Origin of the sequence: Clostridium sp. D43t1_170807_H7 (genome assembly GCF_015555905.1) — a bacterium.
Lineage (GTDB): Bacteria > Bacillota > Clostridia > Clostridiales > Clostridiaceae > Clostridium.
The window spans coordinates 101355-118103 of sequence record NZ_JADNLK010000009.1 but is presented as its reverse complement, the minus strand read 5'-3'; the positions used below and the strand labels follow the sequence as shown (position 1 = coordinate 118103).

General features: G+C 28.4%; 15 protein-coding genes. All 15 read left to right on the top strand.

Annotated features, from left to right (window positions below):
* Positions 1 to 535, top strand: a 535-nt coding sequence (locus tag I2E98_RS07745; protein ID WP_195468375.1) for an NADH peroxidase, incomplete at its 5' end; no start/stop codon positions are given.
* A 111-nt stretch (positions 536 to 646) separates the two neighbouring features.
* Complete coding sequence (locus I2E98_RS07740) at positions 647 to 1189, top strand: NADH peroxidase (RefSeq protein WP_133016596.1); 543 nt, start codon at positions 647 to 649, stop codon at positions 1187 to 1189.
* 146 nt (positions 1190 to 1335) lie between these two features.
* Positions 1336 to 2763 (top strand): cardiolipin synthase, encoded by a 1428-nt coding sequence (cls, locus tag I2E98_RS07735; RefSeq protein ID WP_195468374.1) that lies wholly within the window; start codon positions 1336 to 1338, stop codon positions 2761 to 2763.
* 394 nt (positions 2764 to 3157) lie between these two features.
* A complete protein-coding gene (gene aroF, locus I2E98_RS07730; RefSeq protein ID WP_195468373.1) occupies positions 3158 to 4171 on the top strand; it encodes a 3-deoxy-7-phosphoheptulonate synthase in 1014 nt (337 codons plus the stop codon).
* A 13-nt stretch (positions 4172 to 4184) separates the two neighbouring features.
* Positions 4185 to 5234 carry a 3-dehydroquinate synthase gene (aroB, locus tag I2E98_RS07725; RefSeq protein WP_195468372.1) on the top strand — a complete coding sequence of 350 codons (1050 nt, stop codon included), beginning with the start codon at positions 4185 to 4187 and terminating at the stop codon, positions 5232 to 5234.
* A 13-nt stretch (positions 5235 to 5247) separates the two neighbouring features.
* A complete protein-coding gene (gene aroA / locus I2E98_RS07720; RefSeq protein ID WP_195468371.1) occupies positions 5248 to 6543 on the top strand; it encodes a 3-phosphoshikimate 1-carboxyvinyltransferase in 1296 nt (431 codons plus the stop codon).
* Complete coding sequence (gene aroC, locus I2E98_RS07715) at positions 6521 to 7594, top strand: chorismate synthase (protein ID WP_195468370.1); 1074 nt, start codon at positions 6521 to 6523, stop codon at positions 7592 to 7594. The genes aroA and aroC overlap by 23 nt, the downstream gene beginning before the upstream one ends.
* A gap of 75 nt (positions 7595 to 7669) precedes the next feature.
* Positions 7670 to 8842: a prephenate dehydratase gene (gene pheA, locus I2E98_RS07710; protein ID WP_195468369.1), complete on the top strand. Its 1173-nt coding sequence runs from the start codon at positions 7670 to 7672 to the stop codon at positions 8840 to 8842.
* 118 nt (positions 8843 to 8960) lie between these two features.
* Complete coding sequence (gene aroE / locus I2E98_RS07705; protein ID WP_195468368.1) at positions 8961 to 9776, top strand: shikimate dehydrogenase; 816 nt, start codon at positions 8961 to 8963, stop codon at positions 9774 to 9776.
* A gap of 10 nt (positions 9777 to 9786) precedes the next feature.
* On the top strand, positions 9787 to 10287 hold the full coding sequence (locus tag I2E98_RS07700) for a shikimate kinase (protein WP_347708021.1): 501 nt from the start codon (positions 9787 to 9789) through the stop codon (positions 10285 to 10287).
* A gap of 157 nt (positions 10288 to 10444) precedes the next feature.
* A complete protein-coding gene (aroF, locus tag I2E98_RS07695) occupies positions 10445 to 11458 on the top strand; it encodes a 3-deoxy-7-phosphoheptulonate synthase (protein ID WP_195468396.1) in 1014 nt (337 codons plus the stop codon).
* A gap of 144 nt (positions 11459 to 11602) precedes the next feature.
* Positions 11603 to 12436, top strand: a complete 834-nt coding sequence (locus I2E98_RS07690) for a prephenate dehydrogenase (RefSeq protein WP_195468367.1) — start codon at positions 11603 to 11605, stop codon at positions 12434 to 12436.
* 231 nt (positions 12437 to 12667) lie between these two features.
* On the top strand, positions 12668 to 14587 hold the full coding sequence (locus tag I2E98_RS07685; RefSeq protein ID WP_195468366.1) for an FUSC family protein: 1920 nt from the start codon (positions 12668 to 12670) through the stop codon (positions 14585 to 14587).
* A gap of 198 nt (positions 14588 to 14785) precedes the next feature.
* Complete coding sequence (locus I2E98_RS07680; RefSeq protein WP_195468365.1) at positions 14786 to 15283, top strand: TM2 domain-containing protein; 498 nt, start codon at positions 14786 to 14788, stop codon at positions 15281 to 15283.
* Between the two features lie 280 nt (positions 15284 to 15563).
* The gene (locus tag I2E98_RS07675; RefSeq protein ID WP_195468364.1) at positions 15564 to 16562 is read left to right on the top strand and encodes a polysaccharide deacetylase family protein; all 999 of its coding nucleotides are present in this window, start codon (positions 15564 to 15566) and stop codon (positions 16560 to 16562) included.
* The last annotated feature ends 187 nt before the right edge of the window (positions 16563 to 16749 follow it).

The window sequence follows — 16749 nt, the reverse complement described above, 5'->3', positions numbered from 1 at the left end:
GTTTGTATGTACAGTATGTGGATATGTTCATGAAGGAGAAACTGCACCAGCAGAATGCCCATTATGCCATGTTGGAGCTGATAAGTTCGTAGAACAAGCTGGAGAATTAGTATTTGCTGATGAACACAGAATTGGAGTAGCTCAAGGTGTAGACGAAAGAGTAATCGAAGGATTAAGAGCTAACTTCGTTGGAGAATGTACAGAAGTAGGAATGTACTTAGCAATGTCAAGACAAGCAGATAGAGAAGGATTCCCAGAAGTTGCTGAAGCTTACAAGAGAATAGCTATCGAAGAAGCAGAACACGCTGCAAAATTTGCTGAATTATTAGGAGAAGTAGTTGTTGCTGATACAAAAGCTAACTTAGAAGCTAGAGTAGCTGCAGAACATGGAGCAACTCAAGGTAAATTAGATTTAGCTAAATTAGCTAAAGAATTAAACTTAGATGCAATCCATGACACAGTTCACGAAATGTGTAAAGATGAAGCTAGACACGGAAAAGCTTTCGAAGGATTATTAAACAGATACTTTGCTTAATAAATTTTAAAAAACTACAAAAGTATAGAATGCTTGTACTTTTGTAGTATATAGTTTAAAATAAATAAGAAAATAAATGAAAGATATGAAATTTTAGGAGGAAGTAAAATTATGAAGAAATTTGTATGTACAGTATGTGGATATGTTCATGAAGGAGAAACTGCACCAGCAGAATGCCCATTATGCCATGTTGGAGCTGATAAGTTCGTAGAACAAGCTGGAGAATTAGTATTTGCTGATGAACACAGAATTGGAGTAGCTCAAGGTGTAGACGAAAGAGTAATCGAAGGATTAAGAGCTAACTTTGTTGGAGAATGTACAGAAGTAGGAATGTACCTAGCAATGTCAAGACAAGCTGATAGAGAAGGATTCCCAGAAGTTGCTGAAGCTTATAAGAGAATAGCTATCGAAGAAGCAGAACACGCTGCAAAATTTGCTGAATTATTAGGAGAAGTAGTTGTTGCTGATACAAAAGCTAACTTAGAAGCTAGAGTAGCTGCAGAACATGGAGCAACTCAAGGTAAATTAGATTTAGCTAAATTAGCTAAAGAATTAAACTTAGATGCAATCCATGACACAGTTCACGAAATGTGTAAAGATGAAGCTAGACACGGAAAAGCTTTCGAAGGTCTATTAAACAGATACTTTGCTTAATATATAAAATTTACTATAAAAAGAACCATGCTATGAAGCATGGTTCTTTTTATATGTAATTTACTTAGATGGTATTAAATAGTACTTGGTTGATGTATAATATATATAAGAAGAGAGAGCTAAAGTTTGAAAGGAATTAATGATTTATGGCATATATAGTATTACTAGTAATGTTTTTTTTATTAAATTTATTGTCTGCACTATCATTAATATTTATCGAAAGAAAAGAACCGACAACAACATGGGCTTGGCTTATAATACTAATTGCATTACCAGGTATAGGATTTATTTTATACCTATTATTGGGGCAAAATTTGAGTAGGCAAAAAATATTTAGAGAAAAAAAGCTTGCAGATAAAATTAAAAGATATAAATTAAGAAGTAATCATGAACTACCTAGTTTTGATAGTGAAATTAATGAGAATTATGAAGATTTGATTTTAATGAATTATAACCATTCAGGAGCAGTTTATACTACTGGGAATGAAGTAAAAACCTATATTAATGGAGAAGATAAATTTAGAGAATTATTGAATGATATTAGAGCTGCAAAAAGTTTTATACATATCGAATACTATATTTTTAGATATGATGATTTAGGAAGAGCGTTGATAAAAGAACTACATGAAAAGGTTAAAGATGGTATAGAAGTAAGATTACTTATAGACGGCATGGGATCAAAGCGAATTACTAAAAAAATAATTAAGGAAATAGAATCTTATGGAATAAAGATGGCTATATTCTTTCCAGGAGTTTTACCACATATTAATACCCGTATTAATTATAGAAATCATAGAAAGATAGTTGTTATTGATGGTAAAATTGGATATGTTGGTGGATTTAATGTTGGAAATGAGTATGTTAACAAAGGAAAGCAATTTAAATTTTGGAGAGATACTCATATCCGAGTTAGAGGGGAAGCTGTCAATGAGTTAAATAAGAGATTCATATTAGATTGGGACTATGCTTCAGATGAAAAAATGGGTAATATGTCAATGTATTTTCCGACTCCAGAGATAGTAGGCGATGTAGGAATGCAAATAGTATCTTCTGGACCAGATCATATGGAAGAATATATTAAAAATTCTTATATGAAAATTATAAATAATGCAAAAAACTATGTTTATATTCAAACTCCATATTTGGTACCGGATAGTCCAATGATGGAGGCATTAAAAATATCAGCTCTTTCGGGGGTTGATGTTAGAATTATAGTTCCTGGAGCTCCAGATCACTTTTTTATGGAATGGATGTTAAGTGCTAATATAGGATTGCTAATAGAATATGGAATAAAGATATATCGTTACGGTAATGGATTTATTCATTCTAAAACAATTGTAGCAGATGGAGAAGTATGTAGTATTGGAACCGCAAATTTAGATATAAGAAGTTTTAAATTAAATTTTGAGATAAATGCATTTATTTATAATGAAACAGTAGCTAAAGAACAAGAAAAGATATTTTTAGAGGATCAATTAAAATCTAAATTAGTTATAAAAGAAGAATATTATAAAAGATCTAAAAATTTAAAAATTAAAGAATCATTAATAAGATTGTTAGCACCTATTTTGTAGGATAATATAAAATGATAAAAAAAATATGTAAAAAGATTGACAAGATGGTTAAATATGGTTAAAATTAATAAAAAGTAAATTAATGATAATTAAGAGAGGGATATATTATGAAAGGATTAGAAAAGAATTTAACAGCAAAATTTTATAGCTTTTTTTATTTTATATTCTGGGGCTTTTATTTTAGCGCTAGCTATTTCTTTTGCAAAAATAAATATAAATTTTTTCTAATGAGTGTTTAGGGAACCTTTTTATATATCTTAATATCTAAAAGTGTATTTAAAGTATGGTTATAAGAGAGAGCTCATTAAGGGTTCTCTTTTTTATATATTGAAAACTAAGAAATAAAAAAATATAAAGTTTTCAATTTTAAAAATTTTTTAAGGGGGCATTTTAAATGGTAGTAATATTAAAACCAAAAACAAGTCAGGAGACAATTAAAAAATTAACAGGAGAATTAGAATCTTTAGGTGTAACAGTAAATCCTGTTATTGGTGCAGAAATGAGTATATTAGGATTAGTTGGGGATACAACAAAAATAGATCCTTCATACATTGAAGCAAATCCTAATGTTGAAAGGGTAATGCATGTTCAAGAACCTTTTAAGAAAGCAAATAGATTATTCCATCCAGAAAATACAATAATTGATGTTAATGGTCATACTATTGGAGGAAATAAAATTGCAGTAATAGCTGGACCTTGTTCAGTTGAAAATAAAGAACAAATTGCATTAGTTGCAGATGAAGTTAAAAAACATGGAGCTAGTTTCTTAAGAGGTGGGGCATTTAAACCAAGAACTTCTCCATATAGTTTCCAAGGATTAAAATATGAAGGTTTAGAATTATTAAATGAAGCGAAAGCTAAAACAGGATTACCAATAGTGACAGAACTTATGTCACCATATGATATAGAAACATTTGTTGAAAAAGCTGATATAATTCAAGTAGGTGCAAGAAATATGCAAAACTTTGATTTATTAAAAGAGTTAGGTAAGATTAATAAACCAATACTTTTAAAGAGAGGCTTATCTGCAACAATAGAAGAGTTATTAATGAGTGCAGAATACATTATGGCTGGTGGTAATGAACAAGTTATTCTTTGTGAAAGAGGAATAAGAACTTTTGAAACATACACTAGAAATACTTTAGACTTAAGTGCTGTACCAGCAATTAAAAAATTAAGTCACTTACCAGTAATAATTGATCCAAGTCACTCAGCAGGAAAATGGTGGATGGTAGAACAACTATCAAAGGCAGCAGTAGCTGTAGGAGCTGATGGTCTTATAATTGAAGTTCATAATGATCCACAAAAAGCATTATGTGATGGACAACAATCATTAAAGCCAGATGTATTTGCAAAATTAATGGAAGATTTAAAACTTATTGCAGCAGCAGTAGGACGTGAAATATAGAAAGGATAGTAATATGGAACTAATAGTTGATTTAAAAGATAGAAGTTATCCAATTATAATTGAAAAGGGACTTATTAATAGGGTTTCAGAAGAAATTAGAAAGGTATACAAGGGAAAGAAGATATTTATTATTACAGATGATAATGTAAATAAATATTATGGGGAAAAAATTAGTGAGAAATTAAAGGATAGTAACTTTGAAGTTAAGTTGTTATCATTAAAACCAGGTGAAGAAACTAAAAACTTTAACACATTACCTATTGTATATAATGAACTTCTAGATTTTAATTTAACTAGAAGTGATTTGATAATTGCATTAGGGGGAGGAGTTATAGGAGACCTAGCAGGGTTTGTAGCTTCTACATATTTAAGAGGAGTTGACTTTGTACAAATACCAACATCACTTTTAGCACAGGTTGATAGTAGTGTTGGTGGGAAAGTAGCAGTAGATTTAGATAGAGGGAAAAACTTAGTAGGGAGTTTTTATCACCCAAAATGCGTATTAATAGATCCAGAAGTATTAAATACATTAGAAGATAGATTTTTTATAGATGGAATGGCGGAAGTTATTAAATATGGATGCATTAAGGATAAAGAATTCTTTGATTATCTTGAAAAAATGGAAAATAATAAACAATTAATCAACAATATGGAAGTGGTTATCCACAAATGTTGCGATATTAAAAGGCAAGTTGTGGAGAATGATGAAAAAGATAAAGGCGAAAGAATGCTTTTAAATTTTGGTCATACTTTAGGTCATGCCATAGAACAATATTATAATTATACTAAATATAGTCATGGTGAAGGTGTTGCCATTGGAATGTATGTAATAAGTAAAATTAGTGAAGAAAAAGGATTAACTAAAAAAGGAACTTCTCAAAAAATTAAAAATATTTTAGTTAAATATAACCTTCCATATGAAATAGATGTTAATATTGAAGAAACTTTAGAAGTAATTAATTTAGATAAGAAGAAATTAGGAAATTATTTAAATGTAATTATTTTAAAGGAAATAGGAAGTTCAGAAATATATAAAACTACAGCAGAATTTTTTAAGAAATAAAAGAGGAGATTGTATGGCAGATTTAAAGATAAATCCATCAAAGCTTAAAGGAGAAGTAAAAATACCACCTTCAAAAAGTATGGCACATAGGGCAATTATTTGTGCAGCTTTAAGTGATGGATTATGCATTATAGAAAATATAGATTATTCAGATGACATTATAGCAACTATTGATGCAATGAATTCTTTAGGAGCTAAAATAGTTAAACACAAAGATCACATTAAAGTAATAGGAGTATATGGAAGTGATGAAAAAGCACAAGAAACTAGAGTTATTGATTGTAATGAATCAGGTTCAACTTTAAGATTTTTAGTTCCTATTTCACTATTATTTAGGGGGAGTAGTAAATTTATAGGTAGAGGTAATTTAGGGAAAAGACCATTAACTACTTATTATAATATATTTGAAAAACAGGGAATTAAGTATTCTTATGAAGAAGATAATCTTAACTTAGTTATAAATGGTGAATTAAAGCCTGGAACTTTTGAAGTTGAAGGGAATGTAAGCTCTCAGTTTATAACTGGATTATTATTTACATTGCCATTATTAAAGGAAGATTCTAAAATTATAATTACAACTGAAATGGAATCAAGGGGATATATTGATTTAACATTAAGAGCAATGAGTGATTTTGGAATAGAAATAATTAATAATAATTATAGAGAGTTTATTATTAAGGGAAATCAAAAATATAATGCAAGAAATTATAGAGTTGAAGGAGATTATTCTCAAGCTGCATTTTTCCTTTGTGCAGATAGCTTAGGTAATGATGTATTATGTAAGGATTTAGATTTAAATTCTCTTCAAGGTGATAAAGAAGTAATAGATATATTAGAAAGAATGAATGTTGTATTTAATGCAAATGATATAGGGGTAAAGGGTACTACTAATGGTGAATTAGCTAGTACAGTAATTGATGGAAGTCAATGTCCAGATATTATACCGGTGCTTACATCAGTAGCTGCATTAACAAAAGGTACAACAGAAATAATAAATGCAGGAAGACTTAGAATTAAGGAATGTGATAGACTTGCAGCAGTAACATCTGAGCTAAACAAATTAGGAGCTAAGATAATAGAAAAAGAAGATGGATTAGTAGTTACAGGAGTAGAAAAGCTACAAGGTGGAGTAGATGTATGGAGTCATAAAGATCATAGAATAGCAATGACTTTAGCGATAGCTTCTACAAGATGTGAAGAACCAATAGTGATAAAAGATTATGAATGTATAGCTAAATCTTATCCAAACTTCTTTGAAGACTTTAAAACTTTAGGAGGAGACGTGCATGAGTGGAATGTGGGGAAATAATATAAGAGTATCTATTTTTGGAGAATCTCATGGAAATGCTATAGGAATAAATATTGATGGTTTACCTTCAGGGTTTTCTATTGATATGGATAAGGTAATGGTAGAAATGGCAAGAAGAGCACCAGGAAAAAGCCCATTATCAACTCCTAGAAAAGAGGGAGATGTACCGGAAATATTAAGTGGATATTTTGAAGGAAAAACTACAGGAACACCGCTTTGTGCAATAATAAGAAATTCCAATACTAAATCTAAAGATTATTCAAAGCTTAAAGATGTAATGAGGCCAGGACATGCAGATTATACTGGGGTTGTGAGATATGATGGCTTTAATGATTATAGAGGTGGAGGGCATTTCTCAGGAAGAATAACTGCACCACTTGTATTTGCAGGAGCTATTTGTAAGCAAATATTAGAAAGTAAGGGAATAGTAATTGCAGCTCATGTTAATTCTATAGGAAGTATTAAAGATAAAAGCTTTTTAGATGTAGATATAAATGAAGAATTAATATCATCATTTAATGGAAAAGAATTACCTTTAATTAATTCAGAATTAGAAGAAGCAATGAGAGAAGAAGTTATGAATGCAAGAAAAGATATGGATTCTATAGGTGGAACTATAGAATGTGCTGTTTTAGGTATAAAGCCTGGAATAGGTAATCCATTCTTTGATTCAGTAGAATCAACATTAGCTCATTTAATGTTTTCAGTTCCTGCAGTTAAAGGAATTGAATTTGGAAAAGGATTTGATATTTCTAAAATGAGAGGTTCAGAAGCTAATGATGAATATTACTTAGATGGTAAAATTATAAAAACAAAAACTAATAATAATGGTGGAATTTTAGGTGGAATAACTAATGGAATGCCAATAGTATTCAATGTTGCAATAAAGCCAACAGCATCAATATTTAAAGAGCAAAGTACTGTTAATATAGCTACAATGGAGGAAACTAAGTTAAGCATAGAAGGTAGACATGATCCATGCATTGTACAAAGAGCACTTCCAGTTATAGAAGCAGTAACTGCCATTGGAATTTTAGAGTTGATGCAGTGAAATCCAAATATTGGAACGACCTCCGGGGAGCATACAAATATTGGGATTGATTAAAAGTGAATATGGAGGGAAAACATGGATCTTTTAGAATGCAGAAATGAAATTGATAAAATAGATAAAGAGTTAGTTGAACTATTTGAAAAGAGAATGAATGTAGCGGTAAATGTAGCAAAATATAAGATTGAAAATAATATTCCAATTTTTAATGGAGCTAGAGAAGCTGAAGTTATTCAAAAGAATATTAATAGACTTAATAATAAAGAGTATTCAAAGCTTACAGAAAAGTTTTTTACTAATTTAATGGAGTTAAGTAGAAGTCTTCAAGCTGATATTATTGAGGATAATGAAAAAGAAACTAAGATAATAGATTCTATAGGAGAAAATATATCAACTAACGAAAATAAAAGAGAGTTAAGGAATATTAAAATTGGATATCAAGGTGTAAAAGGCTCTTTTAGTGAAGAGGCTATGATTAAATACTTTGGTGAAAGTCATACAACTATAGATTATGAAGAGTTTGAAGATGTATTTGTAGCTTTAAAAAATAATGAAATAGATTATGGAATATTACCTATAGAAAATTCATGTACAGGAGCAATAACTACTGTTTATGATTTATTAGTTAAGTATGGTCTTTATATAGTTGGAGAAGAATGTATAAAAATAGATCAAAACTTAATAGGAGTAAAAGGGAGTAAACTTGAAGATATAAAAGAAATATATTCACATCCTCAGGGATTTGAACAAAGTAGTGAATTTTTAAGTAAACAAAATAACTTAAAGCTTATACCATTCCATAATACAGCTATAAGTGCTAAATATATTTCAGAGCTTAATGATAAATCAAAAGCTGCTATTGCAAGTTTAAGAGCAGCAAAAATTTATGGATTAGATGTAATTGAAAAAGAAATAAATGATAAAGATAATAATCATACAAAGTTTATTATAGTAGGAAGAAAACTTGAATCATCTAAAGAGTGTAATAAGATTACAGTTGTATTTTCACTAGATGATAAAGCTGGTACGTTATATAACCTTTTAAGACACTTTGCAGAAAATAATATTAATATGATAAAAATAGAGTCTAGACCAAGTAAAGATCAACCTTGGCAATACCTTTTATATGTAGATTTTGAAGGTAATATAGAAAATGAAGATGTGAAAAAAGCAATTAAGTTAATTGAAGAAAAAAGTCAATATTTCAAATTACTTGGATGTTATGAAGAAGTTAAAGAATTAAGGAACTAAGGAATTAAGGAGTTAAGAAATTTCTTAATTTTAGCAAAGCTAAATCTTAATATTTTAAACTAGCGAAGCGTTGTTTATAATCTTAATTTCTTAATTGCTAAAAAAGAGTGGTGATTAAATGGAGTTCTATGGATTATTAGGTGAAAAGTTAAGTCATAGCTTATCCCCAAAAATCAATAAGATAATATTGGAGAAAAACAATACTGAAGGTGCTTATAAATTATTTGAGATTCCTAAAAATAAATTAGATAATTTTGTGGAAGCAGTGAAATTACTTAAGATAAAAGGGTTTAATGTTACAATTCCATATAAGGAAAGTATAATGAAATATTTAGATTGTATTTCAGATGAAGCAACTAGAATTGGTGCTGTTAATACAGTAATGTTAAAGGATAATAAGCTTTATGGATATAATACTGACTATTTTGGGATTGAAGTTATGATTAAAAGTAAAAATATAAATGTAAAAAATAAAACTGCAGTTATCTTAGGTTCTGGTGGGGCATGTAAAGCTGTAATTACTTATTTATTAGATAATGAAGTAGAAAAAATATATATAGTAAGTAGGACACCAGAAAATGTTAATTTAAATAACATAAATAAAAGGATATCAATAATTAATTATGATGAATTATCTAATATAAATGGATATCTAATAATTAATACAACTCCTGTTGGAATGTATCCTAATATTGATAAATCTGCAGTTGGTAATGATATAATGAAAAATTTTGATGTGGCTGTAGATTTAGTATACAATCCTACAAAAACTAAGTTTCTTCAAATAGCAACAGAAGAAGGAAAAGTTGCTATAGGTGGATTGCATATGCTGGTTGGTCAAGCAGTTAAAAGTCAAGCTATCTTTAATGATAGGGAAATAAGTGAAGAACTAATAAATTATATATACACTGAGGTGGCAAAAGATTTTAAGTAGGAGAGAGAGTATGAAGGATATGGAGAAGAGTATTACACTAATAGGGTTACCTGGATGTGGAAAGACTACAGTAGGAAATTTGCTTTCAGATAAATTAAATTATAAATTTATAGATATGGATTACTATATTGAAGAAAAGCAAGGAAAGACTATTATTGAATTATTTAAAATTGGTGAAGATTATTTCAGAAATATAGAAACTGAAACTTGTAGAGAACTTGGAGAAAAAGAAAAAACAATTATTTCTTCAGGTGGAGGTGTTGTTAAAAAAGCAATAAATATAGAGTATTTAAAGAAAAATTCTATAGTAGTTTTTATTGATAGACCAGTAGAAAATATCTTAGGAGATATAGAAGTTGAAAAGAGACCTTTACTAGCAAATGGTAAAGAAGTATTATATAAATTATATGATGAAAGATATGAGCTTTATAAAAACTATTGTGATTATAGAGTTGAAAACATAGGAAGCCTAGAAGAGGTCGTTAATAAAATAGCAAAACTTAGAGAGTGACAAGTGGCAAGTAGCAAGTGACAAGTTAAGGTGGAAATTCAGCTTAGGCTGAATTTTGAAAAACATAATTTAAGAAACTTACTTAGAAGTTTAAACATTAACTTGTCACTTGCCGCTCTTAACTTGAAACTAAATGAAGTATGGAGGTATGGTAGAAATGATTATTGTAATGAATCCTAAATGTAGCGAAAGAGAAGTTGCTGATGTAAAAAATGAATTAACTAAACAGGGGTTAGGAACTCACCTTTCTCAAGGTGAAACTTTCTGTATAATAGGTGTTGTAGGAGATACTAGAAGTATAGATTCAAATAGTATATTAACTTTTAATGGAGTAGATAAAATATTAAAAGTTGAGGAGCCTTTTAAAAAGGCAAATAGATTATTTAAGCCAGAAGATACAGTTATTAATGTAAATGGAACTCTAGTTGGTGGAAATCACTTAGGTATTATGGCTGGACCATGTTCTGTTGAAAGTGAAGAACAAATAATAGAAATAGCTAAGTCTGTTAAAGCATCAGGAGCCAACTTCTTAAGAGGAGGAGCTTTTAAGCCAAGAACTTCACCTTATAGTTTTCAAGGATTAGAGCTTGAGGGATTAAGATTATTAAAGCGTGCTAAGGAAGAAACAGGACTTTCAATAGTAACAGAAATAATGTCTACTAATTATATAGATGAATTTGTAAGAGATGTTGATGTAATTCAAGTTGGGGCAAGAAATATGCAAAACTTTGATTTATTAAAGCAACTTGGTAAAACTAATAAGCCAATTTTATTAAAGAGAGGATTATCTTCAACTATAGAAGAATGGCTTATGAGTGCTGAATATATAATGGCTGGTGGAAATGAAAATGTAATTCTTTGTGAGAGAGGAATAAGAACTTATGAAGGATACACTAGAAATACTTTAGATCTAAGTGCAATACCAGTAATTAAAAAGTTATCTCACTTACCAGTAATAGTCGATCCAAGTCATGCTTCAGGATATTGGTACTTAGTAGAGCCACTAGCAAAAGCAGCAATAGCAGCAGGTGCAGATGGACTTATGATAGAGGTTCATAATGACCCACAACATGCATTAAGTGATGGCCAACAATCAGTAAAACCAGAATTGTTTGATACAATAATGAAAAAGGTAAAAGTTTTAGCTGAAATGGAAGGAAAGGTTTTATAGTGACAAGTGACAAGTGATAAGTGACAAGTTGAGGAAAAAAGTCTGCTAAGTCATACTTTTAGAAAAAATATATTTCAGAAACTCCTTTGGGAGTTTCAACCTTAACTTGTCACTTGAAACTTGCCACTAAATAATGGGGGTATTATGAGAATAGTTATTGTGGGGCTTGGTGTTATTGGTGGTGGATATGCAATGGCACTTAAGGAAGCTGGATATACAGAAGTTTATGGTATAGATAAGAATACAGAAACTTTAAGAAAGGCGAAGTCTTTAGGGATTATTAAAGAGGGCTATGAAGACGAGAAGGAAATAATCCAAGATGCTGATTTAATTGTATTAGCTGTTTACCCTAATTTGGTTAAAGATTTTATAATTAATAATAAAGAGCATTTTAAAGATGGAGCGGTAATTACGGATGTTACAGGAATTAAGCAGTTATTTATTAATGAGATAACAAAAATATTACCAGAAAATATTGATTTTGTTTTTGCTCATCCAATGGCTGGAAGGGAGAAAAAAGGTATAGATTATGCGACAAATCAAGTATTTAAAGGTGCAAACTTTTTAATTACAGTAACAGATAGAAATAAGGATGAAAATTTAGATTTAATAGAAAACTTAGCATATAAAATGGGATTTAAGCATATAAAAAGAATATGTCCTAAATATCATGATGAAATGATAGCATTTACCAGTCAATTACCTCATGCTTTAGCTGTAGCTCTTATAAATAGTGATATTGAAGGCAGAAATACAGGGGAGTTTATAGGAGATAGTTATAGAGACTTAACTAGAATTGCAAATATCAATGAATCTTTATGGAGTCAATTATTTCTAGGTAATAAAGAAAATTTATTACAAGCAATTTATAATTTTGAAGAAGAACTAGATAAAATTAAAAGTTGTTTGGAAAATGAGGATAAAGAAGCTTTACAAGAGTTGTTTATTAAATCTTCTTTAAGAAGAGAAAAATTATAATATATTAATTAGAAAAGATGGTTGTTATAGTTAATAGCAATCATCTTTTTAGCATTTATAAGTAAAAATACTAATAATTTTATAGTTATAAGAGAATAATATAAGTGAAATCGCTTATTAGTAAAAAGTATAGCAACACAAGAAAATACTATAAAAGAATGAAATTAATATAAGATTAAATTTAGAGTAGAATTATTTCTTGCATATTTATTAGGAAAGGGAGAGGTTACATTGGCTGGAAAGACAAAAATAACTAAGCAATTTATTATATCACAGACTATTTTATATGTTTTTATAATGGCATTTGTAATAACATTTAAAATTATTTTTGGAGATAAAAATATACTTGTTGGAGTAATGGGCATAACAGCAATATTAATGCTTACCCAAATTAATCTTACTGTTTCTCCAGGAAAAAATTTAGTGAAGTTGCTTATAATAAACTTAGGAATAGGCATATTTACATATTTAGCAAATCTTAATATATGGGCAGCTATACCAATAAATTTCATAGGTATATTTGTAATAGCTTATACCTTTTATTATAATTTAAAATCACCGGTATATTTACCATTTACATTACAATATATGTTTTTATTAGCTACTCCTATTACTGCAGCTGAATTACCAATGAGACTGCTTTCCCTTTTAGTAGCACCAATTGGAATTATGTTAATACAATTTGTTGTTAATAAAAATAAAACTACTAAAGTTGGAAATAAGTTAATAGGTGGTATTTGCGATAATCTTATAACAAAGATAAATAACAATGGAGATAAAAACGAAATAAACAAAGCAATAAAAAGTAATGCTAATGAGTTTAGAAAAATTATTTATGATAATAGAAAAGATAACTTTTATGTAACAGAAGAAGGTAGAATAAAATTAAATATTGTTATAATTCTAGAAAAGTTATCAAATTTATTAGATGAAAATACTACTAACAAACAAGTATTAAATGACTTAATAATTTGTTTGAAAGAGTTAAAGGGTAGTTTAGGAAAAGAAGATGATTTAAAAAATATTACGGGTACTATAAGTAAAATACTAAATAACTATAGAAAAGATAATATTTATGACGTAATTAGCTTAAGAATATTAAATACTATTAATATGTTAAATATATCTTTAGAAGAATTAAAATCATTAGGTAAAGAAAATTATAATACTATAAAAGCTTGTAAAGATATACCAGAAACTTATAAAATGGTTAATATTCATAAGAAGGAGTTTTATACAAAATCAGTAAAGTTTTCTTATGCTATTAGAGTATCTTTGGGAATAACTATTGCTGTTTTTATTGCAGATTATTTTAAATTACCAGAAGGTAGATGGATATACTTCACAGCATTTGCAATAATAATTCCTATATATGAATTATCAAAGAAAAAGCTAAGAGATAGAATGTTTGCAACTTTAGTTGGTGGAGCTATAATAGTTATATCATTTACAATATTTAAAAATACGTTAATTAGAATGTTAATAATAATGGTTGCAGGTTATTTAAGATCATATACTTCAACATATAGATATGGAACTATTTGTACTACAATATGTGCAATTGGTGCAGCTGCTATGACTGGAGGAGCGGTAGTATTAACTATCGATAGGATAGTATTTGTTATATTAGGTACTATAATAGCTATTATCATTAATAGATTTGTATTACCTGTAAGAATGAAAGATGCAAATAAAGAACTTTTAGGTACCTATAGGGAAGTTCTTTATGGAATGTTAAATGAAGTATATGAGGAAGCAATTAATAAAAATGATAATACTCATGAAATGGATACATTATTACTTGTAACTACTATGATAGAAGAAAGATTAGCGGTTAATAACGGTGACTCTATTACAGAAGAGTATAGTAGTTACTTTGATAAATTGAGAATTTTAATTATTGATATTTATCAATTATATACATTAGTAAGAATAAATGAAATTAAAAATAATAATGTTGAACATATGGTTGAAGATTTAAAGTTGTTATCAAATATACAGAATATAGATATTAATAAAGCAATAAAAAATGTAGAAGAACATATAAATTCAGCAAATGGAATTGATAATAAGATAATTTTTTCAAGTATAAGAGGGGTTTTATCAGAAATAAAAGAAGTTAGTAAAGTATTAGCTAAAGAGACTATATAATAGAAAAGTTAATAATTTAATATAGAAGTAAACAAGAACCTAGGTAATAGTATCTTAGGTTTTTTGTTATTATTATATTAGGAATAATCTTTTTAAGAATAAATATTAATAATAATGGAATATATATATAAAATATATGGATATGCTTTAAATTGATACTGTATAATATTTATATATATATTTAAGGGGGAAGGTAATATGTATTGTAAGAATTGTGGAGAAAAATTAAATGAAGGTGTTAACTTTTGTTTTAATTGTGGTTTTAAATCAGGTGAAGGACAAGGATATTGTGATAGATGTGGAGTAAAGGTAAATGAAGCCACTTGTAGCAATTGTGGAAATGTTATAGAAAATTATAATGAAGATTTAAAGAAAGATACTTATAACAATCAAAATTATTCTGCAAATAACAATCAAGGTTATTCTAATAATTACAATAATCAAAATTATAATTTAAATTATGTAGCAAAAAGACCAAAATCTAGGGTTGCAGCAGGAATATTAGGAATTTTAGTAGGTGGGCTTGGAATTCATAGATTTTATTTAGGATATGTAGGAATAGGGATTCTACAAATTGTAGTTACTATTTTAACTTGTGGTGCAGGTAGTCTTTGGGGATTTATTGAAGGAATACTTATATTATGTGGTACTACAATAACTACAGATGCAGATGGTGTACCTTTATCTGATAATTAGTTAATTTTAAATGAAGAGAAACTAAAAAACTTATGATTAGGAAGAATTAAAAAGAGATGAATATAACATGAGAACATGTGAATAAATAGTTTTGAAAATTAGGTATAAAATATAGGATAGAGATGGTAAGTAAAAGCTTTCCGTCTTTATTTTTTATAAGATTATTAAAGAGAAATAGTATCTAAATTTAATAAAAGAATTTTGGAAGAATATTTTCAGATGTGTTATTATATTAGTAAAAGTAATGATGTAATGTAAAAAAATAGGGGGTAGGGTAATAATGCAAAAAAAAAGATCTAATAGAGGTAGATACAGAAAACAAAAAAAGAAAAAAAACATTATTATATTAATTACATGTGCTTTAATAATTAGTTCAGCAGTTATAGGAACTAAGCTTGTTCTAAAACAGAATAAAGGAAATGTACAAGTTACCACAAAACCTAATGAAGAAACAAACTCTCAGGATAAGGAAGTAGAGGGGAGTTCTGAGGATAAAGAGGTAACAGGTAATTCTGAAGAAGTAGAAGGTAACATAGTAGATAATAGTGGTTACTTATCATTTGAAGAAGATCCTAATGCAGATGATGCAGCTATGGTTGCTGAAAATACTAAAGGGCTTTTAAATGGAACTAAACATTATCCAGTAAGAACAGATGGTAAAAAAGTTGTTTATTTAACTTTTGATGATGGACCGTCAACAACTAATACTCCTGAAATATTAGATGTATTAGATAGATATAATGTGAAAGCAACATTTTTTACTTTAGGAAAATCAATTGAGGGAAATGAAGAAGCAAAAAACATATTAAAAGAAACAGCTAAAAGAGGACATGCTATAGCTAATCATACATATAGTCATGATTATTCATATTTATATCCTAATAGAACTATGAATGTGGATAATATTATATCAGATATTGAGAAAAATAATAGTATAATGAAGGAAGTATTAGGTGAGGATTTTTCAACAAGAGTTATTAGATTCCCAGGTGGATACTGGTCATGGGAAGGTCGTACTGCTATGAAAGAATCTATGGAGCAGAATGGATACTACAATGTAGACTGGAATGCATTAAATAAAGATGCTGAAGGCAAGCAGAAGAATGCAGATGAATTATTACAAAGTACTAAAGAAACTGTTGAGGCATTAGGACCTGATGCAGATAGTATTGTTCTTCTGATGCATGATACATATGGAAAAGAAGAAACAGTAAAAGCACTTCCACAAATAATAGAGTATTTTCAAGAAAAGGGATTTGAATTTAGAACTATTAAGTAATAATAAAATTAAGGTTAAAGGGATGAGTTTCAACTTGTCCCTATTATGTTTTGGGGATGAAATTAATTTGTAACACTTTTGTAACGAATTTGCCTATGTGTATGATGTATATTAGTATTAAAGAAAAAATAAATGTAAGGTAAAGAAATTTATATTTAGATAAGATAATTGAAAAATATAAAATGTG